General features: G+C 47.7%; 23 protein-coding genes. 20 read left to right on the forward strand and 3 right to left on the reverse strand.

All coding sequences use genetic code 11. The features are described 5' to 3' along the window. The first annotated feature begins 371 nt into the window (after positions 1-371). The 17 genes from AR543_RS05120 (at position 372) to AR543_RS05200 (ending at position 19,099) form a co-directional block, all read left to right on the forward strand. Complete coding sequence (locus AR543_RS05120) at positions 372-752, forward strand: hypothetical protein (protein WP_060532393.1); 381 nt, start codon at positions 372-374, stop codon at positions 750-752. Positions 753-1,294: 542 nt separating this feature from the next. Next, complete coding sequence (locus AR543_RS05125; protein ID WP_060532395.1) at positions 1,295-2,050, forward strand: YveK family protein; 756 nt, start codon at positions 1,295-1,297, stop codon at positions 2,048-2,050. Continuing rightward, positions 2,034-2,705, forward strand: coding sequence for a CpsD/CapB family tyrosine-protein kinase (locus AR543_RS05130; protein WP_060532397.1), 672 nt, complete (start codon positions 2,034-2,036; stop codon positions 2,703-2,705). Before AR543_RS05125 ends, AR543_RS05130 begins: the two co-directional genes overlap by 17 nt. Positions 2,706-3,096: 391 nt before the next feature. After that, a complete protein-coding gene (galU, locus tag AR543_RS05135) occupies positions 3,097-4,002 on the forward strand; it encodes a UTP--glucose-1-phosphate uridylyltransferase GalU (protein WP_060532399.1) in 906 nt (301 codons plus the stop codon). Beyond that, on the forward strand, positions 4,002-4,697 hold the full coding sequence (locus AR543_RS05140) for a sugar transferase (protein WP_017812582.1): 696 nt from the start codon (positions 4,002-4,004) through the stop codon (positions 4,695-4,697). Before galU ends, AR543_RS05140 begins: the two co-directional genes overlap by 1 nt. Positions 4,698-4,734: 37 nt before the next feature. Then, positions 4,735-5,673 carry a GDP-L-fucose synthase family protein gene (locus tag AR543_RS05145; RefSeq protein ID WP_060532401.1) on the forward strand — a complete coding sequence of 313 codons (939 nt, stop codon included), beginning with the start codon at positions 4,735-4,737 and terminating at the stop codon, positions 5,671-5,673. A gap of 76 nt (positions 5,674-5,749) precedes the next feature. Next, positions 5,750-6,733 carry a GDP-mannose 4,6-dehydratase gene (gmd, locus tag AR543_RS05150; protein ID WP_017812584.1) on the forward strand — a complete coding sequence of 328 codons (984 nt, stop codon included), beginning with the start codon at positions 5,750-5,752 and terminating at the stop codon, positions 6,731-6,733. Positions 6,734-6,748: 15 nt separating this feature from the next. Beyond that, complete coding sequence (locus AR543_RS05155) at positions 6,749-8,116, forward strand: flippase (RefSeq protein ID WP_060532402.1); 1,368 nt, start codon at positions 6,749-6,751, stop codon at positions 8,114-8,116. Between the two features lie 424 nt (positions 8,117-8,540). After that, complete coding sequence (locus AR543_RS05160; protein ID WP_060532403.1) at positions 8,541-9,701, forward strand: glycosyltransferase; 1,161 nt, start codon at positions 8,541-8,543, stop codon at positions 9,699-9,701. Continuing rightward, complete coding sequence (locus tag AR543_RS05165; protein ID WP_060532405.1) at positions 9,698-10,342, forward strand: DapH/DapD/GlmU-related protein; 645 nt, start codon at positions 9,698-9,700, stop codon at positions 10,340-10,342. Before AR543_RS05160 ends, AR543_RS05165 begins: the two co-directional genes overlap by 4 nt. After that, positions 10,308-11,567 carry an O-antigen ligase family protein gene (locus AR543_RS05170; RefSeq protein WP_060532406.1) on the forward strand — a complete coding sequence of 420 codons (1,260 nt, stop codon included), beginning with the start codon at positions 10,308-10,310 and terminating at the stop codon, positions 11,565-11,567. The genes AR543_RS05165 and AR543_RS05170 overlap by 35 nt, the downstream gene beginning before the upstream one ends. Before the next feature lie 49 nt (positions 11,568-11,616). Beyond that, positions 11,617-12,747 (forward strand): glycosyltransferase family 4 protein, encoded by a 1,131-nt coding sequence (locus AR543_RS05175; RefSeq protein WP_060532407.1) that lies wholly within the window; start codon positions 11,617-11,619, stop codon positions 12,745-12,747. Between the two features lie 39 nt (positions 12,748-12,786). Further along, on the forward strand, positions 12,787-13,371 hold the full coding sequence (locus AR543_RS05180) for a WcaF family extracellular polysaccharide biosynthesis acetyltransferase (protein WP_017812590.1): 585 nt from the start codon (positions 12,787-12,789) through the stop codon (positions 13,369-13,371). Positions 13,372-13,643: 272 nt separating this feature from the next. Further along, a complete protein-coding gene (locus AR543_RS05185; RefSeq protein WP_060532408.1) occupies positions 13,644-14,936 on the forward strand; it encodes a glycosyltransferase family 4 protein in 1,293 nt (430 codons plus the stop codon). Between the two features lie 63 nt (positions 14,937-14,999). Continuing rightward, complete coding sequence (locus tag AR543_RS05190; RefSeq protein ID WP_060532409.1) at positions 15,000-16,367, forward strand: sugar phosphate nucleotidyltransferase; 1,368 nt, start codon at positions 15,000-15,002, stop codon at positions 16,365-16,367. After that, positions 16,331-17,494, forward strand: a complete 1,164-nt coding sequence (locus tag AR543_RS05195) for a glycosyltransferase (protein WP_145953892.1) — start codon at positions 16,331-16,333, stop codon at positions 17,492-17,494. Before AR543_RS05190 ends, AR543_RS05195 begins: the two co-directional genes overlap by 37 nt. A 279-nt stretch (positions 17,495-17,773) precedes the next feature. Next, complete coding sequence (locus AR543_RS05200) at positions 17,774-19,099, forward strand: UDP-glucose dehydrogenase family protein (protein WP_060532412.1); 1,326 nt, start codon at positions 17,774-17,776, stop codon at positions 19,097-19,099. A gap of 230 nt (positions 19,100-19,329) precedes the next feature. On the opposite strand, the gene AR543_RS05205 is transcribed toward AR543_RS05200, so the two are convergent. Further along, positions 19,330-19,689, reverse strand: coding sequence for a helix-turn-helix domain-containing protein (locus tag AR543_RS05205; RefSeq protein ID WP_060532413.1), 360 nt, complete (start codon positions 19,687-19,689; stop codon positions 19,330-19,332). A gap of 724 nt (positions 19,690-20,413) precedes the next feature. Between AR543_RS05205 and AR543_RS05210 the strand changes: the two genes are divergently transcribed. Continuing rightward, positions 20,414-20,986, forward strand: coding sequence for a xanthine phosphoribosyltransferase (locus AR543_RS05210; protein WP_060536648.1), 573 nt, complete (start codon positions 20,414-20,416; stop codon positions 20,984-20,986). Between the two features lie 20 nt (positions 20,987-21,006). On the opposite strand, the gene AR543_RS05215 is transcribed toward AR543_RS05210, so the two are convergent. Next, positions 21,007-22,236: an MGDG synthase family glycosyltransferase gene (locus AR543_RS05215; RefSeq protein WP_060532414.1), complete on the reverse strand. Its 1,230-nt coding sequence runs from the start codon at positions 22,234-22,236 to the stop codon at positions 21,007-21,009. Further along, a complete protein-coding gene (locus AR543_RS05220) occupies positions 22,226-23,263 on the reverse strand; it encodes a serine hydrolase domain-containing protein (protein WP_060532416.1) in 1,038 nt (345 codons plus the stop codon). Before AR543_RS05220 ends, AR543_RS05215 begins: the two co-directional genes overlap by 11 nt. Before the next feature lie 470 nt (positions 23,264-23,733). Here AR543_RS05220 and AR543_RS05225 point away from each other — a divergent pair, with 470 nt between their 5' ends. Then, positions 23,734-23,922 (forward strand): hypothetical protein, encoded by a 189-nt coding sequence (locus tag AR543_RS05225; protein WP_017812600.1) that lies wholly within the window; start codon positions 23,734-23,736, stop codon positions 23,920-23,922. A gap of 230 nt (positions 23,923-24,152) precedes the next feature. Continuing rightward, positions 24,153-24,869, forward strand: a complete 717-nt coding sequence (locus tag AR543_RS05230) for a hypothetical protein (RefSeq protein WP_060532417.1) — start codon at positions 24,153-24,155, stop codon at positions 24,867-24,869. Positions 24,870-24,879 lie beyond the last annotated feature (10 nt).

Here is a 24,879-nt window from a genome sequence, read left to right on the forward strand (position 1 = left end):
TCACAACAATGCTATATATATCAATAAATGAAAACGGATACATGAGTAACACAAAAATAGCTAAACGAATGAATTAACAAAAATTACCTGTGTCAGAATTAAAAAACTGTTTAAATTACCAGATAAGCCTTTTTTGTTAAGGTACTAGACAAAAAGACCTGTAAACTTTTTGTAACCAATTAAAACCGAGACTAAAGGTGAAAAATCCGACAATACCTATTGCTTAATACTCACTACTAAAGGTATAGAAAGTCGAAAATTAAATAAATAAAGTTTTATTTTTATCCTAGCGTTCGACATGATTTTTAGATAACCTATTTTATAATTATTCAAAACGAATAAAAGATAAGTGGATTTATAGGAGGGAATTGATGGTGAGAAATCAGCATGTCCTTAATAACAACTGGATTGAAAAGAAGCATGAGGTCAAAACATTTTTTCACAAACTTGCTGCAGACCCTACGCTCCAGCCTACACAGACTTCGGACTCGATCGAACCTCTTACCGATTTGTTGTCTCTGGCCCAATATCCTTCAAACCACGAAATTACCTACTACCACGGGATTTACGAGGATAAAACATATCGTCCATTACCAGACAATGGCAAACAAAGCATCAATGTTGCACTGCTGCTCGACATGATCTTCCAGAACATGGGTATGAAATGCAGCGTAAACGATCTGATGGAACATATAAATAGTGGTGGTACGCTGGAAGGATTCATCACAGCACAGGGTAATCAAGCTCTCTGAAAACGAGAAATGTAATCATTTACGCAAGTAGAGGTGGTTTACAAAGTTTTCATGAAGGATTATAATGAGCGCATAAGTTATTCAAAATGAATAACATTTGGATTGAATATCAAAGCCTGTAAGGCAGTGCCGCCAGCTCGCAGATGCATACGCTGGACAGGCTGCCATATCGGCAATAGTGATCATGAGCAGCAGTGTGATGTTGGACTGAAACTTGATCCTGTTGTAACCAATCTGTTATAAAATTAAAAACAAGCATGGATGACAAAGTAACTTTTCGGGCTTTACGACAGTCATACTATACAGGACGGCATTCTCTCTTATTCAGCAATGAAGTGATCGCCGTTATTTTCTATTTTGTAGATGTTACAAATTTGTAATTTCAGAATGACAAAATGTAACCAAGAGGGATACACGTTATTCGAGGGGTACAGAAGAGGCGGCTGTCTTTTCTGAAAAAGACGAGAAGAAAGGGGAATGCAGGAACTTTACTGGTCACGCCCGATGCACTGCTTAATTTAACAGTAATTGGAGGAACTATAGTGGAGATTAAACAGTATTTTAATATCATCAAGAAGCGTCTCTGGCTGGTGCTTCTTATCGTCGTGGTGATTACGGCGGGAACTGGGATCTACGGTTTCATGACGAACACGCCGATGTACACCGCCACAGCCAAGCTGGTGGTGAACAGCACACCGAGCAATACGAACGGTGAACCGGCCAATCAGCTGGATCTGGGAACGATCAATTCCAATATTCAACTGATCAAGACGTATGAGCAGATTATCAAAACACCTGCCATCATGAATAAAGTGGCGCAAGAGAATCCAAAACTCGGATTGACGGCTAATCAGCTGATTAACAGCATTAATGTAAATTCAGTGGATGAGACGCAGGTTATGTCGTTGACGGTAACGGATACTTCTTACCAGCGTGCCGCAGAAACAGTAAATGCTGTAGCTACTGTATTCAAGCGCGAGATTCCGCAGATCATGAAACTTGATAATATTACGGTGCTGGATCAGGCTGACCCATCATCATCCGCACCACCAATTACGAAGAGCCCACTGCTGTTCGTACTGATTGCTCTTGTACTATCTGTAGTGATTGGTATTGCAGTTGCCTTCCTGCTGGAGTACATGGATGATTCCATCAAAACGGAAGAAGATATCCGTGATGTACTGGGGCTACCGGTACTGGGCGTTATCGCCAAAATCAAAGAGGAAGACATGGAAGCCAAAAATACTATGCCTGCCAAACCTCTTGTAGGAGGTGGAGAACGTGCCAACCACACTTAAATGGCCGCTGATTACAAAACAGAATCCCAAGTCGTTGATCGCAGAATCCTATAAAGGGCTGCGTACCAATATAGATTTCTCCCGGCTGGATGCCAGAGTGAAGAGCATTATGGTCACCTCGGCAGCACTCGGTGAAGGCAAAAGTACGACCGTCGCCAATCTGGCGATTGCTTATGCGGAGACCGGCCGCAGCGTACTGATCGTCGATGGCGATCTGCGCAACCCGGCTATGCACAAAATCTTCAATGTATCGAATGACAAAGGATTATCTAATGTATTGTTCAATACCGCCGAGCTGGAGAAAAATATCCAGCAGAGCCGGACAATGAACCTGAGTGTGCTGACATCAGGTCCTGTCCCGCCGAATCCATCCGAGATCCTGGGTTCCCGTCAAATGGAAGCCCTGATGGACGAAGTGAAGTCGCAATACGATCTGGTTATTCTGGATACGCCGCCGATTCTGCCATTTACAGATGCCCAGGTAGCTACACCGCTGTGTGATGGTGTGGTGCTGGTCATCAAAGCAGGAGGCGAAAGCCGCAAGGATATTGCCAAAGCGATGTCCAGCCTGGAATTTGTAGGCGCCCAACTATTGGGAGCCGTACTGAATCAGGCTAACCGCAAGACTCTGGCGAGCGCGTACCACGAACAATAAATAAGGCAATTCCATCTCCATGTAGTTTGCTTCTCATCTGTACAGGCCAAGCTTGGGGTAATGTCTCCTGCACCCATATCACCGGAGGCACTCGGTCATGCTGTGGGCTGCCATGCAGCCTTAGACGTTTATCGTCAAAGGTATGATGATGAGGACGGGTTGAATGCCCGGCGTCTGTTTGAAGCCGGTCCGATGAATGACGCTGAAAACACGCGTTATAGGTAAACATACATGGAGAGACTATAACGCGTATTTTCAGAAAATTCTATGCTCCAGTAGACCGGCGGGCGCTGTAATTGCCAGGACAAGGGGTTCTGGGATTACGGTTCCTACATAAGTGCAACTTGGTCAGCATGACAGAAACAACAAAAAAAGGATAGGGTGTGATCTTATGAAGAAGGTTCGTAAAGCAATCATTCCGGCTGCAGGACTTGGAACTCGCTTTTTACCTGCAACAAAGGCTATGCCCAAGGAAATGCTGCCCATCGTGGACAAGCCAACGATTCAGTACATTGTAGAAGAAGCAATCGCTTCGGGTATTGAAGACATCATTATCGTAACCGGTAAAGGAAAACGCGCAATTGAAGATCATTTTGATAACGCGTTTGAACTGGAAGCGACACTGCTGGAAAAAGGCAAGCTGGATCTGCTGGATGAAGTACAGAAGTCTTCCAAAGTGGATATTCACTATATCCGCCAAAAAGAACCAAAAGGTCTGGGTCATGCCGTATGGTGTGCACGCAACTTTATCGGAGACGAGCCGTTTGCGGTTCTGCTGGGCGATGATATCGTCGAATCCGATACACCTTGCACACGTCAGTTGATTGAGCAATATGAAATGACGGAAAAATCGGTGATTGGCGTACAGACTGTACCCGAGAATCAGACACACCGTTATGGGATTATCGATCCGATTGAACAATTTGGCCGTCTGCATCAGGTGCGCCAATTCGTGGAGAAACCTGCCGCCGGTACAGCACCATCCAATCTGGCGATCATGGGCCGCTACGTACTGACACCAGAAATTTTCGAATTCCTCGGTGCACAGGAAGTAGGAGCCGGTGGTGAAATTCAGCTTACCGATGCGATTCAGCGTCTGAATGAACTGCAGGAAGTATTCGCTTATGACTTCCAGGGAACCCGCTTTGATGTGGGTGAGAAACTGGGCTTTATTCAAACTACTATTGAATTCGCTTTGAAGAATGATGATCTTAAGGCGCCTCTTCTGTCTTCTCTCAAAGCTGTAATCGAGCGGGAGATGCAGGAGGAAGCGCTCATAGCAAGAGGTGAGAGCTAATGACTCCAAGACAAGGGAGTGAAGCGGAAGCTTTAGCGAGCTATAGCGAGTTTTATGCGACACATGTCGGTAGTATGTCGGCCAAGCTCCGGTTCTACATGATGGTCAAACGCACACTCGATATCATTTGCTCTTTGCTGGGCTTGATCGTTCTATCACCACTCTTTATTGTACTTGGCATTTTGATCAAGCTAGAAGACCCGAAAGGAAAGGTGTTCTTTTATCAGACCCGCGTCGGTAAAGACGAGCAGACTTTCCGGATGTACAAATTCAGGTCCATGGTGTCAGACGCGGAAGAACGACTTAAAGAATTGCTGGCCCAGAATGAAATTCAGGGTGCCATGTTCAAAATGAAGAACGATCCACGCATTACGCGGATCGGACGCTTTATTCGCAAAACCAGTATCGATGAGCTTCCACAGCTCTGGAATGTACTGCGCGGAGATATGAGTCTGGTTGGACCAAGACCGCCGCTGCCAAGAGAAGTGGAAGAATACAGCCAGCGCGACAAGCTGCGCCTGAGCGTAACACCGGGTTGCACCGGATTATGGCAGGTCAGCGGACGCAACGAACTCAGCTTTGAGGAAATGGTCGATCTCGATCTGCACTATATCAAGAAACGGGGAATTTTGTTCGATCTGTTTATTCTCCTGAAAACCGTGAAGGTACTGTTTGGTGCCAAGGACGCGTTTTAAACAAATAATCATACCGACGATGATGAGGTGACCATTAATGAATAAAGATTCCAAAATTTACGTAGCAGGACATCGTGGTCTGGTAGGATCAGCGATCCTGAGAGCACTGGAAAATCAGGGTTATACCAATCTGGTAACCCGGACAAGTTCCGAACTCGATCTGCGCAAGCTGCCCGAGGTATACGCGTTTTTTGAACAGGAAAAGATTGATTATGTTTTCCTGGCCGCGGCAAAAGTTGGTGGAATTGCGGCTAACAACGATTTTCCGGCAGACTTCATTCGCGACAATCTGCTGATTCAGACTAACGTTATCGATGCAGCGCACTTTAACGGCGTACAGAAATTGCTGTTCCTGGGCTCTACCTGCATCTATCCAAAATTCGCTCCACAGCCGCTCAAAGAAGAATATCTGCTGACCGGCGAGCTGGAACCAACCAATGAGCCGTATGCAATCGCCAAGATTGCCGGTATCAAAATGTGCGAGTCTTACAACCGTCAGTACGGTTCCAAATTTATCTCGGCGATGCCAACAAATATGTATGGCCCGAACGATAACTTTGACCTGAAAACATCCCATGTACTGCCTGCACTGGTTCGCAAAATTCACGAAGCCAAAGAGCAGAGCTCCCCAACCGTTGAAATCTGGGGTACAGGTACACCGAAACGTGAATTCCTGCACTCCGACGACCTGGCAGACGCTTGTATCTTCCTGATGAACAATTACGAAGGCAATGAAATTGTAAACGTGGGTGTGGGCGAGGATATCGCGATCAAGGATCTGGCAATGCTGATCAAAAACATCGTGGGTTACGAGGGTGAACTGGTATTCAACTCTTCCGTGCCGGACGGTACACCGCGCAAACTGGTAGATACGACCAAAATCAACGGTCTGGGCTGGAAAGCAAGTATCCCGCTGGAAGAAGGCATCCGTGCCGTATACGAAGACTACCGCAGCAGCCTGGCTGTACAGCAGTAAGCTTTGGCTTTATCTGAACAATTCTTATGTAATGCACACTTAAACTATAAAAACATACTGTGGAGGGAATTAATTTATGAAAAGCGCATTGATCACTGGTGTTACAGGGCAAGACGGATCTTACCTGGCAGAGCTTCTGCTGGAAAAAGGCTACAAAGTATACGGCGTACGCCGCAGAACAAGTACACCAAACTACGAAAACGTAGAGCATATCAAAGATCAAATCGAATGGATCTCTGCTGACCTGGGCGATCTGGCTTCCCTGATCGAAGCAGTTCGCGTCTCCGATCCGGACGAAGTATACAACCTGGCAGCACAATCTTTTGTAGCGGCTTCCTGGCCACAACCTATTGCTACGGGTCAAATGACAGCAATGGGCGTGACCAACATGCTGGAAGCTGTACGTCTGGTAAAACCGGAAGCACGCTTCTACCAAGCATCCAGCAGTGAAATGTTCGGTAAAGTACAAGCGATTCCGCAAGTGGAAACAACGCCTTTCTATCCACGCAGCCCTTACGGCGTAGCAAAACTGTACGGTCACTGGATCACAGTTAACTATCGTGAAAGCTTTGATATGTTTGCTTGCTCCGGTATCCTGTTCAACCATGAGTCACCACGTCGTGGTCTAGAATTCGTAACACGTAAAGTAACCGACGGTGTTGCTCAGATCAAACTGGGTCTGTCCAAAGAACTGCGTCTGGGTAACCTGGATGCACAACGTGACTGGGGCTTTGCCGGTGACTATGTAAAAGCAATGTGGCTGATGCTGCAACAGGATACTCCAGATGATTATGTTATCTCCACTGGTGAAATGCACACCGTTGAAGAACTGGTACAAATCGCGTTCGACCATGTAGGTCTGAACTGGAGAGACTACGTTGTAATCGATGAGAAATTCGTACGTCCGGCTGAAGTGGATCTGCTGCTCGGCGATTGCACCAAAGCCAAAGAACAACTGGGTTGGGAGCTGGAAGTCGGATTTGATCAGCTGGTAAAAAATATGGTTGACGCTGACCTGAAGAGACATTCTCTGAAGCCGTCCGCTGTACCTGTCTACTAAGTGAGATGATTATGAATGGCTAATGCAATTGCCAAGATAAAGAATAAATTCTCCATGACCCCGGAGAAACGCAAAATCTTCTTTAACAGTAACTGGCAGCTGATGGACAAATTCCTGCGACTCGGAATTAACCTGATCGTCAGTATCTGGATTGCACGCTATCTGGGACCGGAACAGTTCGGACAATATAATTTTGCGATATCTTTCGTAACGATTATTGCGGCTGTTGTTCCGCTGGGGCTGGCCAATATCATCGTCAAAGAGTTGGTGCAGGACCCGGATAACAAGAATGAAATACTGGGAACCGTATCTACACTGCGTCTATGTAGCGGATTGATTGCCTTTGCTATTACGATAGCACTGGCTTTCATGATTCCCGGTCAGGACCCGATGGTTCGCTGGAGTATTGTCATCATCGCAGCCAACATGCTGTTCCAGCCATTGGACGTCATTTCCCAGTGGTTTGACTCTACGGTGGAAGCCAAGTACGCGGTCTATGCCAAAGGAATCGCGTTTGCGATGACTTCCGTGATGAAAGTACTGCTGATCGTGTTCCATTCCTCGCTGATCTGGTTCGCCGCATCGTATGCGCTGGAATTGATTCTCGGGTACCTCTTTCTGTTATTTACCCAGAGAAAGAAGATTTCACTTACAAAATGGACATTTAATTGGAAATTAGGGAAAAGATTAACAAACAGCTCTTGGCCGCTAATTGTAGCGGGTATCTCAACAATCATTTATCTGAAAATTGACCAGGTCATGCTCAGCTACATGATCAATGATACGGCTGTTGGGATCTACGCAGTAGCTGCACGATTGTCGGAAGTCTGGTACGTGATTCCGACGGTCGTCGCCGCTTCCTATTTTCCAAGTATGATCAAAAACAAGCAGCTCGGCCCTGAAGTATACAATGCCGAACTGCAAAAGCTCTACAATCTGCTGTTCTGGTTCGCACTGTGTATCTGTATCGCGGTAACCCTGATGGCCAAGCCGGTCATCTCCATTCTGTACGGTCAGGAATATATCGAGTCGATCGGTATCCTGGTCATTCACGTCTGGGCCTGCCTGTTCATCTTTATGAGAGCAGCGCTGAACAAATGGATTATCAGCGAAGGCATGTACCGGTTCGAACTGATCAGCCAGGTGATGGGCGCAGTAACCAAGATCATCGTCAACCTGATTCTGATCCCGCTGTTCGGCGGTGTCGGAGCAGCTGTCGGTACTGTACTGGCCTTCATCGTCTCCAGCTACGCATTTACCTTCCTGTTCAAGGAAACTCGCGTATCCGGCGTGATGATGTCCAAAACACTGATCTCACCGGTCACAGCAATCATCGCCAAACTTAAACCCGGCAAGGCCAAGCTGCCTGCCAACCAGGAATAAAGAAGCGGAGGTTCCCCCGTGAAGGGGAACCTGCCATTCTTAATGCCAGTCATTGAAAATGCTTGAAATCATCTGAAATAACGCACAACTGACATAGCAACAACTGACATAACCCAACGAACATACACATCAACCAGACGATCGGTTACCCCAGAGGTAAGCCGACGCAATATCTTCTCTTAAATATTTTTGAATGTGATGCAGAGGGTGGGCAGAGCACCGGAGCGGAGGCAGGAGAATCGTTCCGGAAGAAGCCTTTAAAAATGAATATCCCCTGCTGAAAGCAGTAGTTCAGGATAATCATTTTTAACAGCGACTGAAGGAACGATCTCATGCCGAAGCGGTGTCTCATACAACACACTGCTTCATATTCAAGTGAATTTAAGCAAAGAAATTCAAGCAAAGAAACAAGGAGGCGTAGGCATTGAAAAAAGTACTGTATGTCCATCATTCGGGTTACATGGGTGGCGCACCGAGAAGCCTGACCTACCTGATCAGTCATCTGGACAAGCAAAAATTTCAGGGAAATGTACTCACGATTCGAAATGGTCCTGCGGTCAAGCTGCTGGAATCCGGCGGACTACCGGTGGAAGTGGCGAAAGGCATGTTTCCTTTCCACGGATCTACAGTATCCGGCATGTCACCGAAACTGTTTGTCCGTAACTTGATCGGCGCATTGCCTACTTATTTTCAGGCTAAAAAATACATTCGCAAATACAAACCGGATATTATTCATCTCAACAGCACCTGTCTGTTCCAGGTAGCGCGTGCAGCCAAAAAAGTATCTCCGGATACCAAAGTGGTCTGCCATGTGCGCGAGCCGCTGCTGAATTCCTTTGCCGGTAATATCCTGAAACGCATGAATCACAAATACGTGGACGGCTACATCTCTATTGACCAGTTCGATTCCGAGACAGTGGATAGTGCAGGCCGCGAACTGGAAATCGTATATAACTTTGTAGACTTCAAATCCTATAATCCGGACGTAAGTGGTGCCGGCGTACGCAGAGAGCTGGGACTGGCGGATGACGATATCGTGTTCCTGTATATCGGCCGGATCGTTAGCGGCAACGGCGTACTGGATATGGTCAAAGCATTCAACAAAATCAGCAAAGATCATCCGAAATTCAAATTGATCGTTGGCGGTTTTTACTTTAACAAAAACAATGCGTATGAAGACAAAGTCATGGAAGCCTGCAAAGGCAATGACCAGATCTATCCGCTGGCTTTCCGTGATGATGTACCACAGATGATTGCTGCCAGCAACGTGATGATGTGCCCGTTCGTCGAACCGCATTTCTCGCGCAGCATTATCGAAGCGGCTGCGATGAAGAAGCCGGCGATCGGTACCAACATTGGCGGACCGAATGAACTGATTCTGCAAGGCAAGACCGGTTATCTGTTTGAAGCCGGTGATTACAGTGCAATGGCACAGTACATGATCAAGATTGGTACAGATCCTGCCTTGTACGAGAAGCTGGGACAGAATGCATTGTCCTTTGCCGAAGAGAACTTTGATGCCCGTAAAAATGCCAAGCGTACTTTTGACTTTTACAACCGTTTCTTTGTCAGGGAGCCTGTATGATTAATTCGTTTATCAAAGTAAAACGCAAAGTAGCCAAGAAATGCTCGACCTGGATGACCCGCCGGATATTCAAGGAACAGCGAATCGCCTTTGGTCCCAACCTGATCGCAGTCGGCATGCCGATTGTAGACCAGGAGCCGGGCAGCCAGATTACGATCGGCAGCAACGCGATTCTGTGTTCATCGGATTACAGTAATCCGATCGGGCTGAATCACCGGACGGTGATTCGTACGCTGCGCAGTGGAGCGAGCATTACAATCGGCAACGATGTAGGCATCAGCGGAGCCAGTATCTGTGCCATGTCGAGTGTTCATATCGGCAACGAAGTCATGCTGGGTGTGAATGTGCAGATCAGCGATACGGATTTTCATCCGATCAAGCCGGAAGGACGGCGCTTTAACAAGCAGCCTGACGATATCGGCACAGCGGCAACGACCATCGAAGACAATGTATGGGTCGGCGCCAACTCGATTGTGTTAAAAGGTGTGACGATTGGCAAAAACAGCATCATCGGCGCAGGCAGTATCGTCTCAAGCTCGATCCCTCCGAACTGTATTGCAGCCGGAGTGCCTGCCAAAGTGATCAAACGTTTGGAAGTGAATGATAATGACGTTAAATCCATATACGCTGTCCAATCCTAATGACATCACGGTCAAAAGCAAGTTCCTGACGTTTTTGACCGTCATGCTCATTGTGATTACATCGGGCTCTGTATTATTCGGTAAACTGCTGTACTCCGAATTCATCATGATTTTATTCGCGATTGCGCTGGTGTTCTATTTTCCGAAACGGATTGAACCCAAACAGTTCCTGATTCTGCTGCTAATCGTTATTTTTCTCCTGTTTAATATGCTGATGTATCAGAATAATCTGAATGGCTATATCGGGTTGATTCTCAAGATGGCGGCGGTATTCATGGTGCTGAACCGGATCGATCTCCGGCAGGCAGCCAAAAGTTATCAGTGGCTGATCGTGGCCCTTGCCCTGCTGGGTATGCCATTTTATCTGGCCGGTGTGCTGGATGCGGCGCTGGTGCGCCAGCTTGTTCCGCCGACTCCGGTATGGGGAGGCGCGTATCGGATTACGCCTTTCCATGTATACGGATTGTGGAACATGACACGTAACCAGGGAATCTTCTGGGAGCCGGGCGCTTATCAGGTGTTTCTGAATTTGGGCATTTTCCTGATGCTGTTCACCAACCGGAAAGTGCCGAAATGGAAACTGCTTATCCTGACGGCTACCCTGCTGACGACCATGTCTACCTCGGGGTATATGATCTGCGCGCTGATTTACCTGGCTTATGTCATTCGCAACGGCAAGCGCGAGCAGATGGCGCGAATGGTCATGTCACTGATTGTATTTATCCCGCTCGCACTCTTCATCGTCCAGAGCGGCGTCATTACCGACAAGTTCCAGGATGATAATGCTTCCTTTAACCGGCGTTCATTGGATACAACATCCAATCTGCAGCTGCTGGTAGAGAAGCCGCTTGTGGGCTGGGGATTCCAGAATAATGAAGTGCTGATGGAGCGATATGGTATACCCGATTCTTCCAACTCACTGCTGACTTTTGGATATCAGTTCGGACTGCCATTGCTGCTGATTCTAATGATTTATTATTTCTTCCAACTGCTCAGGCCGATTGGCGGGGTGTTTCAGACACTGCTCATCTTTATCGGTCTGGTGATTGTCTTCTCAACGGAGAATATGCTGTTCCAGCCCGTGTTCATCGTCCTGATGTTCCTGGATACCAGCAGAATGAGACTAAACGAAAAGATAGAGAGTGGTGAAATCCGTGGAAACGAAGTCAGTCGCATACGTCGCCCCTTACGTCAACACCCAGTTACAGCAAAAGAGGGGATATAGCGCCAAGCATACGGCGGGCAACAAAAAAATCGATTGCATTTTGCTGGCCATGGAAGAGAGCGGCAATGATATTACCGTAATCTCTCCACTGCTGCTCAAGCAAAACACGATGAAATGGTTTAGCAGGGATGCTTATCCCATCGGTAACAACAGTGAAGTAGTCTATCCCGGAACAGTGGATTTCAAAGGCGTGAGCCTGCTGATGACGTTGTTCACTACCTTTTTCCAGCTCGTACGCTGGAACCGGGAACACAAAAAGGAACCAAGAGCGGTAGTGTTTTACAACTATCGCCTGGAGACGGCGCTGCCGGCGATCCTGTTCAAACTGCTGTATCGCGTACCGCTGATCGTGGAATACGAAGATGGTATCTACGCTGTTACCGAGACCAACAAACACTACAAAAAATTATCCGTAGCAGTTGAGAAATTTGCCAACAAGCTGCTCGATGGTGCCGTACTCGTCACATCGGTACTAAAGAAAAGAGTCAGCACGGATAACTACACTGTCGTACGCGGCGGTACGGTTCATCCGTCCCGACTGAAACCGGTCCGCGAAGTCGATCTGGGAACGGACGAGCGCCCGTTCCGAATGGTCTACTCCGGACGACTGGATTATGATCGCGGTATTGAGATTCTGCTGGATGCCCTTCCTTATGTGAACACCGGCCGCAAGCTGGAGCTCGATATTACCGGTTACGGTCCGCTGGAAGACAAGCTCAAGCAGTTTATCCAGAGCCATCAGAATCCACAAATCAAGATTACCTTCCATGGATTCCTGGATGATCACGATTATGCACAGCTGATGGAGACCGCTGACCTGTTCGTTAACACGCAGCGCGAGAAAATCAGCTTCAGTGAATGTTCGTTCCCGTCCAAAGTCGTGGAATACATCAAATACGGCAAGCTGGTTCTCACTTCCGGCGTGTCCGATATCAATGTGATTAACCAGAATATGTTTGTTACTTATGATAATGACGATCCCAAAGAGCTGGCTGCCGGATTGAACGAGATTCTTGCTCATCCTCAGCAGTACAGCGCGTATCCTGTCAGAGCCATGGAATGGCTGGTCAGCGACTGTGCCCACGAAGTGGTAGCCGGTAAGCTCGACAAAGTACTGCGCCGCGCTATCAGCGGCAAGCCGGAAGCATCGGTATATTCCGAGTCCGCACCGGCAGAGTAGAGCGGCAGCAGCCCTGCCGCCGGAAGGGAGGAGACGGAAATGACGCAAATCAGACTGGATCAATACACACAGGCAGAATACTCGCGTGGCAAACCCGGCTGGTACTGCCTGATCTGGTGGTTCATTCAAGGGACGCTGTTCCGTTTCTCGCTGCATAATATGTACGGCTGGAGACGATTCCTGCTTAATGCCTTTGGTGCCAGACTGGCACCCGGCGTAAGAGTTCGTCCAACTGCCAAATTCACCTATCCATGGAAAGTCACCATCGGTGAACACTCCTGGATCGGAGACAACGTTGAATTCTATAGTCTGGATGAGATCGTTATCGGTAGCCAGTGTGTCATCTCACAGAATTCCTATCTGTGCACTGGCAGCCACAAGCTCAGCGACCCTACCTTCGGCCTGATTACCAAGCCGATCATTATCAAGGATGGCGCTTGGGTGGCAAGCGACGTATTTGTCTACCCAGGTATCACAATCCATGAACTTGGAGTCGCCGGAGCACGCAGCACAGTGGTCAAAGACATCCCGAGAAACGAAGTCCACATCGGCTTCCCCGCTGCTTTCCATAAGCACCGGTTCCCGGAAGAACAACAGACCCCTGCTGTACACATCGTGAAGTAGAGAGTCTTCATGGTTAGCGTTTAAGCAATCAGGCTGTAAATAAGCCTTTTAGATTATTGAAATCTTTTGATGTAAAACACATCATGCACACGCACCAAGCGCAGGCAAGGGAATTCGGTCAAAGGACGACATTGGACCGTGGGAATCCATCATTACCAACCTATTCAAGATTCCCATGGTCCACCGGAGGACGTGACCGAATCCCTTGCCGAAGCGGATGAAGCACTATAGAACATCGCGTTTTAAAATCCAAACGCTGGAGAGGGATAAATGTGAAGGATAAACCGAAAATCGTATTTGTCATTAACTACTTTTATCCCGATTATGCCTCAACGGGACAATTGTTGACCGAGTTGTGTCTGTATCTGCAGCATGACTTTGATATTACCGTCATTGCCGAATGTCCTCCCGGATATGTAAGTCCTTCCGGAGCCAAAGGACGGGTTATGCGTGATCGCCTGGAAAACATTGAGGTTGTCCGTATTCGTCTGCCGGAGGTAGATAAGCAGAACAAGCTGAGCCGGATCAAGTACATCTCGACGTATTTCTGGTTCGCAACGTATCAGCTGCTCAAGGAAAAGAACACCGATTTTATTTACACGATCTCGACACCACCGGTACTGGGTGGACTGATCGGAACAATCGGCAAAATCCTGAAACGTTCCAAACATATTTACAACATTCAAGATTTCAACCCCGAGCAGGCCGAAGCGGTCGGTTATACGGATCGCAAATGGATTTTCAATATGGCCCGTGCGGTGGATAACTTTAACTGCTCCATGTCCGATCATGTGATTACAGTCGGCAAGGATATGCAGGAGACGCTGGACAAGCGGTTTGGCGGTCGCAAGCAGATTGCCAATACGGTGATTAACAACTGGACCAATGAGCAAGAGATTGTACCGGTGGGCAAAGACCATCCGCGTGTTGCCCAGTTTATCCGCGACAATGGCTGGGAAGGCAAATTCGTCGTAATGTACTCCGGTAATCTCGGATTGTATTATGACCTCGAAAACCTGATCAGCGTTGTACCGAAGCTGAAAGAATGCAAAGACATGGTCTTCGCTTTTATCGGCGAAGGGGCCATGAAGAAAAAAATGATGGATTATGCTGAACAACACGGATTGATTCAATCCGGTCAGGTGTGTTTTCTCCCCTTTCAACCGAAAGAGGATTTGAAATATTCACTCAATGCCGCTGACGTTCATCTGGTTGTCAATCAGAAGGGAATCAAGGGCGTATCGGTTCCCAGCAAAATCTACGGAGTCATGGCTGCCGGTAAAGCGGTACTCGGTGTACTCGAGGAAGGAAGTGAAGCGCATCGCCTGATTGTGGAAAGCTACTGTGGTCTGGTGGCAGAGCCTCAAAATTATGATGATGTCGCTGTAAAACTCCGGACATTGTATGCAATGGATCGTCTGGAACTGCAAACGGTCGGTCAAAACGGAAGAGACTATCTGGAGAAACATCTTCGCCGTGATGTATCGCTGGAGAAATACCGCCAGCTGCTGCTGTCCATGGTTGCCCCGTCCTCGTCACCAAGCATGCTGCCTGAATCCAGGTAAGCCATATCACCGATGATTCGCCAGCAAGACAACAAATATATAGAAAACATAGGAGGGATCGGAGTGAAACTTATCCTTTTATCCGGAGGTTCAGGAAAGCGTCTGTGGCCTCTATCCAATGATGCGAGATCCAAACAGTTTTTGAGAGTGCTGGAAAATGAGCAGGGTGAGCTGGTATCGATGGTTCAGCGTGTATGGAATCAGCTGGACATCAGCGGACTGAGCGAGTCCAGCTATATTGCCACCGGCAAGTCTCAGGTGGAGATTATGCGCAGTCAAGTCGGAGCCGATGTACCGCTGATCATTGAACCGGAAAGAAGGGATACGTTTCCTGCCATTGCACTGGCAGCAACCTATCTGTATTCCATTCAGGGTGTAAGCCTGGACGAAGTCGTGACGATTCTCCCGGTGGATCCTTATGTCGATAATCATTTCTTTGAAACGGTACGCAGCCTGGAGGATGCTATTGAAGAATCCGGTGCAGATCTGGCGCTGATTGGCGTCGAACCTACGTATCCGTCTTCCAAATATGGATATATCATTCCGTCCGGCGAGACGAGCGTGACCGGTCTTCGTTCGGTCAGCCGTTTCCAGGAGAAGCCGACGGAAGAATACGCTGAACAGCTGATTGCCGAGAAAGCGCTCTGGAACTGCGGCGTATTCGCCTTCAAGCTCGGTTACATCATTAACCTGCTGGAGCAAAAAGGCATGCCGATCCATTATGAGCAATTCCTGCGCAGCTATGAAGCATTGCCGAAAATCAGCTTTGACTATGAAGTCGTGGAAAAAGCGGAAAATATCGTAGCGGTTCCTTATACCGGCTACTGGAAAGACCTAGGTACCTGGAACACATTGACCGAGGAAATGAGCAGTGTGCAGATCGGACGCGGCATTATCAGCGTAGATTGCGAAAACACGCATCTGGTCAATGAAACGAATATTCCGGTTACGGTACTCGGCATGAAAGATGTTGTAGTAGCAGTTAGCCCGGATGGTATCCTCGTCTCCGATAAAGCCAGCAGTCCCAAGCTGAAAGAACTGGTGAATTTTGATCAGGGACCGATGTTCGAAGAACGTCAGTGGGGCTGGGTTCATGTGCTGGACGATCAGCAGTATGAAGATGGACGCTGCGTGTCTACCAAACGGATCGGACTCAAAGAAGACCATAACCTCAGCTATCGCAGCCATACCGAACGCGAAGAGGTATGGACAATCGTCAAAGGCGAAGGCGAATTTGTTCTTAACGGTAATGTAATGCAGGTAAGTGCAGGCAATGTACTGCATATTCCGGTCAAAGCAATGCATAGTATGCGCGCGTCAAGCTCGATGGAATTTATCGTCGTTCAGACAGGAATGTATGAACGCAACAATCAACTGGTGGAGCTGTTCCATTCATGGGAAGATATCGCTCAAAACTGCCTGAAGATCTGACGACTATCTGTTACTACGTCTCTGATTATGGATATGGACATGCTACACGCAGTATAGCCGTTATTCGGCAGATGCTGGAGAGCTGTAAAGGAACACCTATACGTCTGATTATCAATTCGGGCCGGGCGCTACCGTTTTTGCAGGAATCCCTGCAGGCCAGCGGACCACACCAGCTGGAATTCCGGCGTACGTTCTCGGATACGGGCTATGTATTGCAGACCGATTCTATCGCTGCCGATATTCCAAAGCTACGCGAACAATATAATAGCGACATGTCGTTGTTTGACGAATCAGTAAGCATGGAAGCAAGCTTTTTGCAGGAAAGTGGTGCGCAGCTGGTAATCAGTGATATTTCGCCGATCCCGATTGCAGCCGCATGGAGAGCAGGCGTGGAATCGCTGGGTATCTCCAACTTTACCTGGTATACCGCTTACCGCGATATGCTGGAGCTGCATGAGCTGAATGGATTGCGCGAAGCCTATGCACGGATGGATCATTTTATCGGTCTGGCGGGCTGCGCCGAACCAGCGTGGGGCTGCAAAGGCAGGATCGATACCGGGTTTTTCTGCCGGCGTCCCGATCCGGTTGAAGTACAGCGTATCCGTCAGGAACTAAATCCGGATGGCGACAGCAAATTGATCTTTTTCGCACTGGGTATGAGTATTCAGGTAGATGAATTGTCTGCGCTGAAGCTGTGGGACAGTGACAACTGCCGGTTTATCGTATCCGCGAATATGGATATCGAGCGGCCGAATATTTCCCGCATTCCTGCACATTACAGTGAATCGCAGAACTATGTGGCTGCCGCCGACCTCGTAATTACCAAGCCAGGCTGGGGCACCATATGTGAAGCGGTAGAGCTGAACAAGCCGCTGGTTCTGCTGAACCGAAGCAGTTTCTATGAAGATCGTCATACTATCGCGGCTATTCCGCTGGAACATCCGGTAACGCTAATGTCATGGGAAGAAATGCGGCAGCTCGATCTGATGTCGGGAGCCGGTCTGGAAGTATGGAACGATGAACCTTCTGATCCTTTCCCTTATGAAAAGCAGGATAAGAATTCACGTTCAGCACTGAACGATATTACGGATTATATTCATAATCTTTTACAGCATGTAAAAGTGTAGTACATGGAATGTATTGCCGGTGAGTTAGTGCATAACCATCCAGAAGATAGCGGCCCACAGCAGCAGAGACAGGGCAGTGCCCCACAGACAACCTTTGGCAAATGTCGGATTTCCCTGGTTTCTCATAATGATCAGCCTCCAAATATAGATATGAGATTGGATACACCAATGCTTATACAGACTATATCGGTTGATTAACATTATACGTGAATAGAGGTTGCCCAATCACTTGGTGAAAATAGCATGGATTAACAATAAACAGAAATGGGAGTGTGAATAATGAAAATTACAGTTATTGGTACAGGTTATGTTGGTCTGGTGTCTGGTGTATGCTTTGCAGAAGTCGGCAATACCGTAACATGTGTAGATAAAATCCCTGCCAAAATCGAAACACTGAAAAATGGTGGCGTTCCGATCTATGAGCCAGGCCTTCAGGAAATCATGCTGCGTAACGTAGAGGAAGGTCGTCTTTCCTTTACAACGGATCTGAGTGCTTCTGTACCTGATTCCGATCTGGTTATCATCGCTGTAGGTACACCGCCATTGCCATCCGGTGAAGCGAATCTGGAATACATCGAGGCCGCTGCACGCGAGATTGCGCTTTCAATTAACGGTTACACCGTAGTAGCTGTGAAAAGTACCGTACCTGTCGGTACCAATGAGCGCGTAAACAGCATTATCGCGAGCCTGACTGATCAGCCGTTTGCTACAGCATCCATGCCGGAGTTCCTGCGTGAAGGCTCTGCTGTCAAAGACGCATTCAACCCGGATCGTCTTGTTATCGGTGTAGAGACACAGCAAGCAGCCGATATGCTGATTGCTCTGCACAGACCTTTGACAGAGAATCTGGTTATCACGGATATCCGCAGTGCCGAGATGATCAAATACGCATCCAATGCATTCCTTGCTACAAAAATCTCCTTTATTAACGAGATTGCCAACATTTGCGACAAAGTAGGCGCAGATGTGGATCAGGTAGCCAAAGGTATGGGTATGGACCGTCGTATCGGTGCGTCCTTCCTGAATGCAGGTATCGGTTATGGTGGCTCTTGCTTCCCGAAAGATACACATGCACTGATCCAGATTGCTGGTAACGTAGAATATGACTTCAAATTGCTCAAATCCGTTGTAGAAGTGAATCAGTCCCAGCGTTGGGCTGTGATCGACAAGCTGCTGGATTCACTCGGTACGCTGAGTGGCAAAAAGATTGCCGTATGGGGTCTGGCGTTCAAACCGGATACCGATGATGTTCGTGATGCACCATCCCTGGAGATCGTGCCAAAACTGGTTGAATTCGGTGCGCTGCCACAGGTATTTGACCCGGTAGCAGCAGATAACTTCCGTCGTGAGTACGATCACCCATCCGTCACTTATGCAGAAAATGCAATCGAAGCTGCGCGCGGCTGCGATGCGATCTGCCTGCTTACCGAATGGGGCGAGTTCGTCAATGTCGATCTGGTAGAAGTTCAGGCGGTTATGAACAACCCGGTATTGATCGACGGACGCAATGTATACAGTGCCGACCGGATCAAAGCAACCGGTTTGGACTACCACTCCATGGGTCGTCCAGCACTCTTGCGTGATAGTTTTATAGTAGCCAATTAAGCTAAATTTGAACCAATTTTTGTCAAAAAACCACCGGGTCGCTGTTATGGCGGCCCGGTGGTTTTTTGAATTTCAGGTGTATTCGACAAAATCCGGATCAGAAGACACGAATAAGCCGGCCTGCTTATGACCGATCAGACCGGCTTATATTGCTGCATATAGTATAGAGAAACAGGTAGGTAGGAATCTATATTATAATCATGATGTTGGGCAGGAAAGAAGTGAAAGTACTAATGCTGTTCTTCTTCAGAGTGTGCACGATCCCGTACGACACGCTCCAGCAGCTGACGGATCAACTGAAGATCATCAGCCTCGAGGGGAACGCCATCCCAGTGAAGATGGGCATGGTTGAGAAATTCACGAGCGTTCGTATTTGAGGAAATAGGGTCATACTGCTCTGTCAAGCCAAGCAGATAATCCGAAGTGGTATTCAGCTTACGGGCAATAGCCTGAATCGTTTCGAGTGTGGGTTGACGATAGCCGGACTCGTAGCCTGCATAGGTGCTTTTGGCTACTCCAATATAATCTGCGACTTCTTTCATCGACATATTTCGCCGTTTGCGAAGTTGTTTGAGGCGTTGGGCGAACAATACAAAGACCTCCTAATGAAGCTATAATGTATGCGACCTGAATAATATAAGAAGTAGGAGAAAAGCCGCAGACAATACATAAAGTATATCACGGTGCGATATTATTGCCTACTTTGGATAACTTCCATAACAGTGCTGCATAACCAATATACTTCCATTTTCAATAGTATACGCCTATTCACTACCATATAGGCAATTTTTACAAAAAATATAAATAATAGATTTGAAAGTATTATAATACGCTGGCAAGGAAAACAGGGAAGTCTACAGTATGTAATACTTTTGTTAACTATTATTCAAGCTGCGAACTGTGACCAGCAAGATACTGGAATAAAAAGAGCTACTGATCAATGCAGTCCCTATTATATATCGGATTTGATTCCAAAATCATAAGTTTTCCGCCGAATTCACCGCCAAATCGGGGAAAATCCATTTTAATGGAAAATGTAATCATGCGCATTAAGAGGTTGTTAGATGATTTATAGAAATAAAGACACGGTTAACTCTCAAAATCAGTCTGTATCCAAAGTCTCGGGAACGCTTGTTTTGTTTGCCTGGTCCCAGAAGTGTATTTCACAAAACCGATAAAAGGAAATGTCGAATACATCTCCGGTAGTATACATTTGCCAATGCCCGGAGAGCTTATTCCAAGAGCTTATTGTAGATGTCCGACCGTGAATATGGTATATACAATATAATCAAAAAAGAGATGGAGATGAGCCCTATGGAACTACTGCGCAACAAGGTGATTAATGAAGGTATTGTACTTGAAGGCAATGTACTCAAGGTCGATTCTTTTCTGAATCACCAGATGGACCCTGTATTGATGAAGGAAATTGGCAGGGAATTCACCAACCGGTTTGCCGGTGAACAGATCACGCGTGTACTGACCATCGAATCTTCGGGCATTGCGCCGGGCATTATGACAGCGCTGGAACTGAATGTGCCGCTGATTTTTGCGCGCAAGCAAAAGTCGCTGACGTTGACGGAAGATATTTATGTGGAGACGGCTTACTCCTATACGAAGCAGCAGAGCAATGATATTACCGTATCCAAAAAATTTATGCATCCCGGAGACCGGGTGCTGATTATTGATGATTTTCTGGCCAATGGAGAAGCGGCGTTTGCACTGGCACGTATTGTGCAGCAGGCGGGAGCACAGGTAGCCGGTATCGGTATTGTAATCGAAAAGTCTTTTCAGCCGGGAGCCAAGCTGTTGACCGATGAAGGCTACCGACTCGAATCTCTCGTACGCATTGCCGGTCTCGCAGATGGACAGGTACAATTCGCTGATTGATATCCTTACAGAAGGCAGGATCAGACATAACGACTATTCGGAAAAGCAAGTCTGGGCCGTATCGCAGCTGCTTCACCGGTAATATGGGTGAGGTAGCGGCTCACCAGGTCTTCGGCAATTTGCGCCGAGGCTGGAGGCATACGCAGAGTATCCATACTCGTTTGCATCTGTTCCAGCAGCTCCGGCTGATCCAGTGCGCTATGCAGCGCCATTTTCAGCTCCTGCGGAGAATAACATATCCGCGCCACCTGTCTCGCTTCCAGATACCGCGCATTTTCCAGCTCCTGTCCAGGTACCGGAGCGAGCAGAAATGCCGGAAGTCGGCAGCTGATACATTCCGCCATTGTCAGGCCGCCAGGCTTGGTAATGACACAATCGCTCATGCTCATCCACTCCTGCATCCTGTCTGTATATCCCTCGATCCGTATAGAGGAATACGACTGATAACGGTGGCTTAATTCCTCGCATAACTTTTTGTTTTTACCGCAGATGACAATTAGCTGGGTATCATCGCGCTGTTGAATCATTTCACATATCTCCTGTATATTTTGCAGCACTCCGTAGGCTCCGGCGAGCAGCAGAACTGTTCGGCGCTCCGGATCGAGTCCTGCACGCAGTCGCAGCTGCTGGGGACTGGTGTTGTCCGGCACGTCCTGTTCAAAGCTGTAATGCAGCGGAATTCCTGCTACACTGATGCGCTCGGCTGCGATGCCCCGATCCATAGCTTCGATTTTCATTTCTTCGGAGGGCACATAATAATGATCGATATGCGGATGCAGCCAGCGCCCATGCAGATCATAATCAGTCAGGATCGTTACGAGTGGAGTCGTCAGTTCCCAGCGGGTCTTCAGATGCGCCAGTGCCAGCTGTGGAAAAGTATGTACAACCAGATGCGGCTGCTCGCGTTCCATTATTTTACGCAGGCGTCGTGTTCCAAACGAATGCAGCCAGTTGGAGAGCACTGTTCCGGTTTTCATTTGCCGGGTACGATAATAGACCCAGCCATACAGATGCGGAATAGTCTTGAAGCTCTGCATATAGACCCACCGCGTCATTTCATTGATCCACGGATGGGATTCTGCCATCAGATCCAGCAGAATAACCCGCTCGATGCCCTGCTGGTGCAGACGGCTCTGAAGGGAGCGGGCTGCCTGCAGATGTCCATCGCCATAACTCGCATATACAATCAGAACACAGGGTGAATCATGCTGCATATAGATAGTCCTTTCCTGCTCAAATTCATGTACCATCCGCTTGTTGTGCCTCCTGAAGTGCAGGGAACAGCATCTCCGGCAGCAGATGCCGGGGATTTTTGTATTTGCGCACTTTGCTGTCCGATGTAAATACAACTACCGTATCCAGCTGCGGCAAAATAATGATCTCCTGCCCGCCATGACCATGCGCACAGGCATACTCCAGCCCATCCTGCTTGCCGGTCCACCATCCATATCCGTAATAACCATAACCTGCATAGCCTTCGGACTGGGGAGTAAATGACTCTTCCAGCCAATCCGCAGGAATAATCTGCTGCTGCCATTTGCCCTGCTGCAGACAGCAAATTCCAAAGCGCAGCATATCCCGTGGTGTCAGGCAAAGACCTACATGACCCATGGAGTCTCCCTCCGGAGAAGGTGACCAGGCTGCCTGCTCAATACCCAGAGGGCCGAACAGGTTCTCGCGCGCATACGTAAAGGCATCCTGTCCGGTCCAGCGGCTGATCAGTACCGAGAGCAGATGGGAATCAATACTGCGATATTGGAAATGATCCCTGGTCTCCGGCATAATAGGCCGCTTCAGTGCAGCACGCGTCCAGTGACGGGTACGGTGAAACTGATGAATATCCGGCTCGCCCAGCTTTTTGCCGGTTTGCCATTCAAAGCCTGCTGTCATCGTAAGCAGATGCCGGATCGTGGTAGAGCACAGCTCGGCAGACGGATGCGCAGGGAACTGATCCGCCATATAGTGCTCGATCGGTTCATCAATATCCTGGAATAGTCCCTGCTGTCTGGCAATACCGACCAGTACCGAGGTGAAGCTTTTGGTCGCGGAGCGCAGATCCGCCAGATTGCCGGCTGTATTGCCATTATAATAGCTCTCGTATACCAGTTGTCCACTTTGGGCGACGAGGAAGCTGTTGATACGCGGATATTCCTGCTCCAGCCGCTGATCTGTTTTCCGCAGCTGCTGTTCGTCAATCGCAGGGTTCAGAGCCATAGTGGCAGGCAGAGCAGGACGCAGCAGATTGGATGAGATTAGAATGGGTATTTTCTCGTTCATCGGGATTCTCCTTCGGATAGGTTACTGTCTTTTACCCGAATTTGTGCATAATGCCGTGATTACTGCCAAATCTATGCTTTTTAAAAGATCCATATTCCAAATTAAAACCAATTTCGCTAAATAACTTATGCCAGAAAGATGATATGCCGCCACAATATGTGGTATGATAAAGCTAGATGGTGCTTAGATAAGTACTGATTGTAGACAGCCATGCCTGCACAGTCAGTGCGCCAGAGAGGCACAGTCATTACAGAGATTCCAGAATTATGCAGGCAAGATCGGCCTTGTAAACCAAGATAGGAGCGGGCAGCCGGAATGATTCAGCACGACTTTGCAGGGGTATTGTTAAGGATAAATGCCTACCGAAAGTGCTAAAAGATCACAGACGACACACAACTTCATATCACACTACACATCACGGATCTTTTCGGCGTTCTCAAAAACAAGGCACGTTTTGGGGAGGGAATTCCATGGCAACTAAAGGTCATAACGAAGTCAAGGAAAGTCTACGGGAGATGACAAGAATTTTCCGGCCTAAGGATCCAAAGAAATTCGTGAAAGAATATGTGCGAAAATACCACATAACTGGAGGATACGAAGAAGAACTCACGCTTCTTGTGGAGGATGAACTGATTCGACTGAATTCATCCGTCTCTTAATGAACCCGTGTATCAGCACATTGCAAGAGCGGCTACCGCTCACATTACACGCACCACCTGAAATTGATTGTAACCATACTGAAATTGTAAATACATGTCCTCTGGCAGCTTATGCCAGAGGGCTTTTTTTATTTATTTTGCGAAAAGGGGTTGTGAACTGTGTATAGTGTGTATATACTGTGCTTAAGGATATACACACTATACACAATGATCACAGAGAGGGTGTTATCATGTTTGATTTCAAAAATGGCTGGGTTCTGACACGCAAGGAAATTTCGCAGAACCGGATTATGTTTGTATGGGCTGCTGCATTCATGCTATATATGAGCCTGCTTGTAGGCGGTCTCTATTTTATAAGTGTGGGTGAAGTACTGGATTCCGGAATGATTGATTTTATTATGCTGATCTCTGCTCTGATGCTCGGTACGGATTATTCCCGCAGAGCGTTCCGTATGATGAGAGAAGATATGTACACCGAGCTGCTTGCCTACTATCGTACGCTTCCTATTCCATTTGCGGCAGTTCTGGGCAGCAGGTTGCAGCAGATGATCATCATGTTCGTGTATAACTGGATTATCTTTTTCACTGTTGTCTATGTTTTTGGAGCCCGGCATATACCTAATATGACACTGGATGGCTATTTCGCTTTTGCCCTGTGCTGGGCAGGGATTGGACTGCTGCTGCTGAGCGTCTATATCTATTGGGAATTTACTACAAATTATAAGCAATATCGTACCTATAACCTGATTGTGCTGGTCGTGCTGATTATTTTCGGCGCAGTAGGAACATTCAGCCACAGCAATATATCGGGTCAGCTGCTGCGAATCTCTATCCAGGACAGACTAGCGTCACCCATGGTCTGGATTCTGATGGCAGCGGGAGTTGCAGCCATGTTTATTGCATTCTGGTGGACGGATCGGAAAGCCAAAAAGCGTGATCTGATGTGAATACAGCCCA

Origin of the sequence: Paenibacillus bovis (genome assembly GCF_001421015.2) — a bacterium.
GTDB classification, from domain to species: Bacteria; Bacillota; Bacilli; order Paenibacillales; family Paenibacillaceae; genus Saccharibacillus; species Saccharibacillus bovis.

Bases quoted from the DNA above. Each gene is read 5' to 3' on its own strand.
- AR543_RS05215 (WP_060532414.1), bottom strand. From the start codon at position 22,236: ATGGTACATGAATTTGAGCAGGAAAGGACTATCTATATGCAGCATGAT.
- AR543_RS05220 (WP_060532416.1), bottom strand. From the start codon at position 23,263: ATGAACGAGAAAATACCCATTCTAATCTCATCCAATCTGCTGCGTCCT.
- AR543_RS05180 (WP_017812590.1), top strand. From the start codon at position 12,787: ATGACGCAAATCAGACTGGATCAATACACACAGGCAGAATACTCGCGT.
- gmd (WP_017812584.1), top strand. From the start codon at position 5,750: ATGAAAAGCGCATTGATCACTGGTGTTACAGGGCAAGACGGATCTTAC.
- AR543_RS05170 (WP_060532406.1), top strand. From the start codon at position 10,308: ATGACGTTAAATCCATATACGCTGTCCAATCCTAATGACATCACGGTC.
- AR543_RS05195 (WP_145953892.1), top strand. From the start codon at position 16,331: ATGGGAAGATATCGCTCAAAACTGCCTGAAGATCTGACGACTATCTGT.
- AR543_RS05210 (WP_060536648.1), top strand. From the start codon at position 20,414: ATGGAACTACTGCGCAACAAGGTGATTAATGAAGGTATTGTACTTGAA.
- AR543_RS05145 (WP_060532401.1), top strand. From the start codon at position 4,735: ATGAATAAAGATTCCAAAATTTACGTAGCAGGACATCGTGGTCTGGTA.
- AR543_RS05175 (WP_060532407.1), top strand. From the start codon at position 11,617: ATGGAAGAGAGCGGCAATGATATTACCGTAATCTCTCCACTGCTGCTC.
- AR543_RS05120 (WP_060532393.1), top strand. From the start codon at position 372: ATGGTGAGAAATCAGCATGTCCTTAATAACAACTGGATTGAAAAGAAG.
- AR543_RS05225 (WP_017812600.1), top strand. From the start codon at position 23,734: ATGGCAACTAAAGGTCATAACGAAGTCAAGGAAAGTCTACGGGAGATG.
- AR543_RS05155 (WP_060532402.1), top strand. From the start codon at position 6,749: ATGGCTAATGCAATTGCCAAGATAAAGAATAAATTCTCCATGACCCCG.
- AR543_RS05230 (WP_060532417.1), top strand. From the start codon at position 24,153: ATGTTTGATTTCAAAAATGGCTGGGTTCTGACACGCAAGGAAATTTCG.
- AR543_RS05200 (WP_060532412.1), top strand. From the start codon at position 17,774: ATGAAAATTACAGTTATTGGTACAGGTTATGTTGGTCTGGTGTCTGGT.
- AR543_RS05165 (WP_060532405.1), top strand. From the start codon at position 9,698: ATGATTAATTCGTTTATCAAAGTAAAACGCAAAGTAGCCAAGAAATGC.
- galU (WP_060532399.1), top strand. From the start codon at position 3,097: ATGAAGAAGGTTCGTAAAGCAATCATTCCGGCTGCAGGACTTGGAACT.
- AR543_RS05140 (WP_017812582.1), top strand. From the start codon at position 4,002: ATGACTCCAAGACAAGGGAGTGAAGCGGAAGCTTTAGCGAGCTATAGC.